We start from the raw sequence: 6,623 nt of genomic DNA on the forward strand, positions 1-6,623 counted from the left end.
TAAGAATACTGATAAGGTTTACTTATTAAATCTTAAATACCGATATAATTACTTGGAATTGGAGTGGGACGAATGCGAGTAGCGAACTCTATTGATGAATTAATTGGATTTACACCGATTGTTAAGCTTAATCGTTTAACTAGTGAGAATGATGCAGATGTATATGTAAAATTAGAGTATTTTAATCCTGGCAGCAGTGTAAAAGACCGGATTGCCTTAGCGATGATTAATGCTGCCATTGAAAAAGGAGATTTAAAAGAAGGAAGTACAATTGTTGAACCAACTAGTGGTAACACAGGGATTGGTTTAGCGATGGTTGCCGCTGCAAAAGGATTAAGAGCAATTCTTGTAATGCCAGATACGATGAGCTTGGAAAGACGCAATCTTCTTCGTGCTTATGGTGCAGAGCTTGTGTTAACGCCTGGAGCTGAAGGTATGAAGGGTGCGATTGCCAAAGCGGAAGAACTTGCAAAAGAAAACGGTTATTTTATGCCGCAACAATTCAATAATGAAGCAAATCCGCAAATTCACCGTGAAACAACGGGAAAAGAAATTGCTGAACAAATGGATCAATTGGATGCTTTTGTTGCTGGAATTGGAACTGGTGGTACGATTACTGGTGCGGGTGAAGTTTTGAAAGAGAAATTTCCAGATGTTAAAATCTTTGCTGTAGAGCCAACGGATTCACCGGTTTTATCTGGAGGAAAACCAGGTCCTCACAAAATCCAAGGAATTGGAGCTGGCTTTGTTCCTACGGTTTTAAATACAAATGTTTATGATGAAATATTAAAAATTGACAATGAAGAAGCATTTGAGCATGCCCGCCGTGCCGGAAAAGAAGAAGGTGTATTATGCGGGATTTCTGCAGGCGCTGCTATTGCGGGAGCCCTAAAGGTAGCGAAGCAATTAGGTAAAGGAAAGAAAGTTTTAGCGATTATTCCGGACAATGGAGAGCGTTATTTAAGTACAGCACTTTATCAGTTTGAAGATTAATGGTCGTGTCGAAAGATTATTTTGATAAAAACAGTCCTTTTTGCTAATAAGGACTGTTTTTTTTGCATGAAGTTTATTACAATGAAGTGGCAAATATTTTTATGAGATGAGTTTAGAAAATGCTGAGTAGAGGTGAGTAAAGTGATTTTAATGATTGATAATTATGATTCGTTCACGTTTAATTTAGTGCAATATTTAGGCAAATTAGGGCAGGAGCTTGTTGTAAAAAGGAATGATGAAATTAATACCCGGGAAATAGAGGAAATGGATCCGAACATTTTAATGATATCGCCTGGACCGTGTACTCCGAATGAAGCGGGAATTAGTATGGAAGCGATTCGGACGTTTGCTGGAAGGATTCCAATTTTCGGCGTATGTTTAGGACATCAGTCGATTGCACAAGTGTTTGGCGGCGACGTCGTCAGGGCAGAGCGTCTTATGCATGGGAAGACATCTGAAATTTTCCATGATGGGAAAACAGTATTTGCAAATATAGCACAGCCTATAACTGTTGCCAGATATCATTCTTTAATTGTGAAAAAAGAAACGCTGCCAGACTGTTTCGAGGTTTCGGCATGGACGGCGGATGATGAAATTATGGCAATCCGCCATAAAGAGCTACCGATTGAAGGAGTGCAATTTCATCCAGAATCGATTATCACCTCCTATGGGAAAGAGATGCTTCGGAATTTTATCGAAACGTACAATCAGAAAGTACATCAGGGTCAAGTGTAAAACTTGAGCTGATTTGGAACAATAAAATTGAGTCTTTATACAATGTAGACCAGATGCTTAAGCAAATGGTCTTTCATTGTTTATGAAAGGATTTGAAAGAAATGGAAACAAGAAGGCCGTTGTATATTACTTGTGGCGGTAAAAAGCTTGATATGAACAGTAAGACATGGATTATGGGGATTTTGAATGTTACTCCAGATTCTTTTTCAGATGGCGGTCGCTATAATAGTGAAGAGAAGGCGTTATTTCAAGCGGAACGGATGATAAATGAGGGTGCTGATATTATTGATGTTGGCGGCGAGTCGACAAGGCCCGGCTACGAAAGAATAAGTGATGATGAGGAAATAAGCCGGGTTGTTCCGATTATTAAAGCATTGAAAAAGAAAATCAATAAACCGTTGTCGGTTGATACATATAAGTCTGAGGTTGCAATCCATGCGGTGGAGGCTGGAGCGGATATTATTAATGATATTTGGGGAGCGAAAGCAGATCCAAGAATGGCAAAGGTTGCTGCCCATTATAATGTGCCAATTATTCTTATGCATAACAGAGATAATATGAACTATCAGAACTTTCTGGAAGACTTAATCGCTGATGTGCGAGAAAGCATCGCCATCGCCAAAAATGCCGGTGTTCGCGATGAAAATATTATTATTGACCCAGGCTTTGGCTTTGCCAAAAACTATGAGCATAGTTTAGAATTGATGCGTAATTTAAATTTATTAGTTGATTTAGGTTATCCTGTCTTGTTAGCAACCTCAAGAAAAAGATTTATAGGTACTGCTTTAGAATTACCTGTAAATGAAAGGGTTGAAGGTACTGGGGCAACAATTTGTCTCGGCATCGAAAGAGGCTGTCATATCGTCAGAGTCCATGATGTTAAGGAAATAACGAGAATGGCAAGAATGATGGATGCAATGTTAGGAAAACCAACTAAGGTGATGTCAAATGGATAAAATCTATTTAAATAAAATGGAGTTTTATGGTTATCACGGCGTATTGCCAGAGGAAAATCGACTCGGGCAACGATTTATTGTTGACCTCGTTTTAGAGTTGGATTTATTAAAAGCTGGGCACACGGATGACCTTAATGAAACGGTAAATTATGCAGAAGTCTATATAATTACGAAGGAAGTGCTTGAAGGCCCTCCTTATCAATTAATTGAAAAAGTGGCAGAACAATTGGCGCAATCGCTATTAACCGCTTTTTCCCAAATTGCTTTTTGTACAGTTAAACTTATCAAGCCGGACCCGCCGATACGAGGTCATTATGAATCTGTTGCCATTGAAATTCGAAGGGGAAGAACATGAATAATATTGCATACATCTCACTTGGTACAAATCAAGGGAATCGAAGGCGGTTTCTAGAGGTGGCCATAAACATGTTGGATGGACACCAGAATATTTTCATAAGTGATTTTTCGTCTATTTATGAAACAGAGCCAATTGGTTATACTGAACAACCGAAGTTTTTGAATATGGTTGTGAAGTTAAAAACCTCTTTAACCGCATTTGACTTACTGGCAGTTACACAAAATATTGAGAATGAGCTTGGTCGAACGAGAGAGATTCGTTGGGGTCCACGAACAATTGACCTTGACATTTTGCTTTTTAATAATGAAAATATAAATTCGGAGCAGTTAATTGTTCCACATCCACGAATGTTTGAACGAGCTTTTGTTATGATTCCTTTGCTCGAAATTAATAAGGAGCTATTATCACAATATAAGCTTGATGTTGATTCTTTTCAGAAAGATCAAGGTATATCGTTATACATCGAGCGCAAGTAAAGTACTTCAACAGTAAAGAGGTGACTGTAATGTTTAAAATAGGCGATATTAAGTTGAAGAACCAAGTTGTTTTAGCGCCAATGGCAGGGGTATGCAATGCAGCCTTCCGCCTAATCGTAAAAGAATTTGGAGCAGGACTTGTATGTGCGGAAATGGTCAGCGATAAAGCGATTTTATATAAAAATGAAAAAACAATGGACATGCTTTATATTGATGAGCGTGAAAAGCCTTTAAGTCTACAAATCTTTGGCGGCGAAAAAGAAACTCTTGTTGAAGCTGCTAAATTTGTAGAGAAAAATACGACAGCTGACATTATTGATATCAATATGGGTTGCCCTGTCCCGAAGATTATTAAAAGCGACGCTGGTGCAAAATGGCTTTTAGATTCAAATAAAATTTATGAGATGGTTGCGGCGGTTGTTGATGCTGTGGAAAAGCCGGTTACGGTAAAAATGCGAATGGGTTGGGATGACAACCATATTTATGCTGTTGAGAATGCCCAAGCTGTAGAACGGGCTGGGGGAAAAGCGGTGTCACTGCATGGCCGGACTCGTGTGCAAATGTATGAAGGAAAAGCGAACTGGGATATTATTAAGCAAGTAAAAGATGCAGTAAATATCCCGGTTATTGGAAATGGTGATGTGAAAACTCCTGAGGATGCCAAAAGAATGCTAGACATGACAGGTTGCGACGGGGTGATGATTGGCCGGGCTGCACTTGGCGACCCATGGATGATTTATCGAACAGTTCATTACCTAGAAACAGGTGAGTTAATGGCACCTCCGTCTCCACAGGAAAAAATTAAAGTATGTATGCTCCATGCTGACCGCTTAATTAATCTGAAAGGTGAAAAAGTTGGTATAATGGAAATGCGCAAGCATGCTTCATGGTATTTAAAAGGGCTGCGCGGAAATGCTAAAGTACGCAATGCCATAAATGAATGTGAGGCAAGAGCAGAATTGGAATCTTTACTTCAGGAATATATATCGTTTCTGGAAGAAAGATATGATGAAGGTGTTCAGGTTGGATAAAGCTATTTGACACATTAATAACTCTACCATATAATACCGATGAGATTATTTTTATCTGATTACTGCCAGTACCCACTGGCAGTTTTTTATATTATTTGATTAACTTTATATATAACCTACCTTTGGAGAATAAGATGTGGAGATGATGAAATGAGTCATGAAGAATTAAACGATCAATTAATAGTAAGGCGCGAAAAGCTAGAGCAACTTCGAGACAAAGGTATTGACCCATTTGGTAAACGATTTGAGAGAACTGATTCTACTAAAACTCTAAAAGAACAATATGATCAGTTTACAAAAGAAGAACTTGCAGAAAAGACGATTGTAGTATCAATGGCAGGCAGAATTATGACGAAGCGCGGCAAAGGGAAGGCTGGGTTTGCCCATATTCAAGATTTACATGGCCAAGTACAAATTTACGTTCGCCAAGACACAGTAGGCGAGGAACAGTATGAAATTTTTGATAAAGCTGATTTAGGCGATATCGTCGGGGTAAGCGGGGAAGTATTTAAAACACATGTTGGGGAATTATCGATAAAAGTAAAAGAATTTACATTTTTATCAAAAGCACTTCGCCCGTTACCTGAAAAATACCACGGTTTAAAAGATATCGAGCAACGGTATCGTCAGCGCTATCTTGATTTAATTACAAGTATGGAAAGTAGAGAAACATTTGTAACTAGAAGTAAAATACTACAATCTATGCGTCGATATTTGGATGATAGAGGCTATCTTGAAGTTGAAACGCCAATGATGCATTCGATTGCTGGTGGTGCTGCAGCTAGACCGTTTATAACACATCATAATGCATTAGATATGCAATTATATATGCGTATTGCGATAGAATTACATCTGAAACGCCTCATTGTTGGCGGCATAGAGAAAGTTTACGAAATTGGCCGCGTTTTCCGCAATGAAGGAATCTCAACACGCCATAATCCGGAGTTTACGATGATTGAGCTTTATGAGGCTTATGCAGATTTCCATGATATTATGAACCTTACGGAAAACTTAATTGCTCATATTGCCAAAGATGTTCTTGGAACAACAACTGTCCAATACGGTGATAATGAAATAAATCTTGAGCCGAAATGGACTCGACTTCATATTGTGGATGCAATTAAAGAATATGTCGGTGTTGATTTCTGGAAGAAAATGAGCGATGAAGAAGCACGGGCATTAGCGAAAGAACACAATATTGAAATTAAAGATAATATGACATTTGGTCATATTGTGAATGAATTCTTTGAACAACGAGTAGAGGAAAAATTAATTCAACCAACGTTTATATACGGACACCCAGTAGAAATTTCACCATTAGCGAAGAAAAATGATGATGATGAACGTTTCACAGACCGATTTGAATTGTTTATAGTTGCTAGGGAACATGCGAATGCCTTTACAGAGTTGAATGACCCGATTGACCAAAAAGAAAGATTCGAAGCTCAATTAAAAGAAAGAGAAGAAGGAAACGATGAAGCTCACATGATGGATGAGGATTATATCGAAGCAATGGAGTACGGTATGCCTCCAACAGGTGGATTAGGAATCGGTATAGACCGTCTAGTAATGTTACTTACGAATTCTCCTTCGATTAGAGATGTATTATTATTCCCATTAATGCGCCATAGAGACTAAAGCTAAGGGACTTACACCATTTGTTCAATTATAATTCAGAAGACAAAGGTGCTAGTCCCTTTTTTCTTTTCTGCATCGATAAAAATACTTGATAATTATATTTGAAGCTGATATAGTATTAAACGTTGTCACAAAAATACTTTAAGATTTAACTATTAAAAAGTGTTGACAATGAATAGGCAATAATGATATATTGAAAAAGTCGCTGTTGAAAACAATGTCGAAAAAAGATTAAAAATCTTGTTGACTTCTATGAAACTACGCGATATAATTAAAAAGCCGCCAGAAATTGACGGCAAAACAAATGATATGTTCTTTGAAAACTAAACAAAATGTCAAGCGTGCAAAAAAAAGGTTGGATAGTAGAATCCAACAAGCAAGTCAGTAAAATTTTTGAGCAATCAAACCCTTTTTGGAGAGTTTGATCCTGGCTCAG

Annotated in this window: 7 protein-coding genes; all 7 read left to right on the forward strand. The window is 38.0% G+C overall.

Annotated features, from left to right (window positions below):
- Nucleotides 1-72: 72 nt before the first annotated feature.
- Nucleotides 73-993 carry a cysteine synthase A gene (cysK, locus tag GX497_18240; GenBank protein HHY75118.1) on the forward strand — a complete coding sequence of 307 codons (921 nt, stop codon included), beginning with the start codon at nucleotides 73-75 and terminating at the stop codon, nucleotides 991-993.
- A 141-nt stretch (nucleotides 994-1,134) separates the two neighbouring features.
- Nucleotides 1,135-1,728 (forward strand): aminodeoxychorismate/anthranilate synthase component II, encoded by a 594-nt coding sequence (gene pabA / locus GX497_18245; GenBank protein ID HHY75119.1) that lies wholly within the window; start codon nucleotides 1,135-1,137, stop codon nucleotides 1,726-1,728.
- Between the two features lie 101 nt (nucleotides 1,729-1,829).
- On the forward strand, nucleotides 1,830-2,684 hold the full coding sequence (folP, locus tag GX497_18250; GenBank protein ID HHY75120.1) for a dihydropteroate synthase: 855 nt from the start codon (nucleotides 1,830-1,832) through the stop codon (nucleotides 2,682-2,684).
- Entirely contained in the window at nucleotides 2,677-3,039 is a 363-nt protein-coding gene (gene folB / locus GX497_18255) for a dihydroneopterin aldolase (GenBank protein HHY75121.1), read from the forward strand. The genes folP and folB overlap by 8 nt, the downstream gene beginning before the upstream one ends.
- Nucleotides 3,036-3,518, forward strand: a complete 483-nt coding sequence (gene folK, locus GX497_18260) for a 2-amino-4-hydroxy-6-hydroxymethyldihydropteridine diphosphokinase (protein ID HHY75122.1) — start codon at nucleotides 3,036-3,038, stop codon at nucleotides 3,516-3,518. The genes folB and folK overlap by 4 nt, the downstream gene beginning before the upstream one ends.
- A 29-nt stretch (nucleotides 3,519-3,547) precedes the next feature.
- Entirely contained in the window at nucleotides 3,548-4,549 is a 1,002-nt protein-coding gene (gene dusB, locus GX497_18265) for a tRNA dihydrouridine synthase DusB (protein HHY75123.1), read from the forward strand.
- A gap of 150 nt (nucleotides 4,550-4,699) precedes the next feature.
- Nucleotides 4,700-6,187 carry a lysine--tRNA ligase gene (gene lysS, locus GX497_18270; GenBank protein HHY75124.1) on the forward strand — a complete coding sequence of 496 codons (1,488 nt, stop codon included), beginning with the start codon at nucleotides 4,700-4,702 and terminating at the stop codon, nucleotides 6,185-6,187.
- Nucleotides 6,188-6,623 lie beyond the last annotated feature (436 nt).

The organism is Bacillus sp. (in: firmicutes), assembly GCA_012842745.1.
GTDB lineage: Bacteria > Bacillota > Bacilli > Bacillales > Bacillaceae_J > Schinkia.

Bases quoted from the DNA above. Each gene is read 5' to 3' on its own strand.
- folB (HHY75121.1), top strand. From the start codon at position 2,677: ATGGATAAAATCTATTTAAATAAAATGGAGTTTTATGGTTATCACGGC.
- lysS (HHY75124.1), top strand. From the start codon at position 4,700: ATGAGTCATGAAGAATTAAACGATCAATTAATAGTAAGGCGCGAAAAG.
- dusB (HHY75123.1), top strand. From the start codon at position 3,548: ATGTTTAAAATAGGCGATATTAAGTTGAAGAACCAAGTTGTTTTAGCG.
- folK (HHY75122.1), top strand. From the start codon at position 3,036: ATGAATAATATTGCATACATCTCACTTGGTACAAATCAAGGGAATCGA.
- folP (HHY75120.1), top strand. From the start codon at position 1,830: ATGGAAACAAGAAGGCCGTTGTATATTACTTGTGGCGGTAAAAAGCTT.
- cysK (HHY75118.1), top strand. From the start codon at position 73: ATGCGAGTAGCGAACTCTATTGATGAATTAATTGGATTTACACCGATT.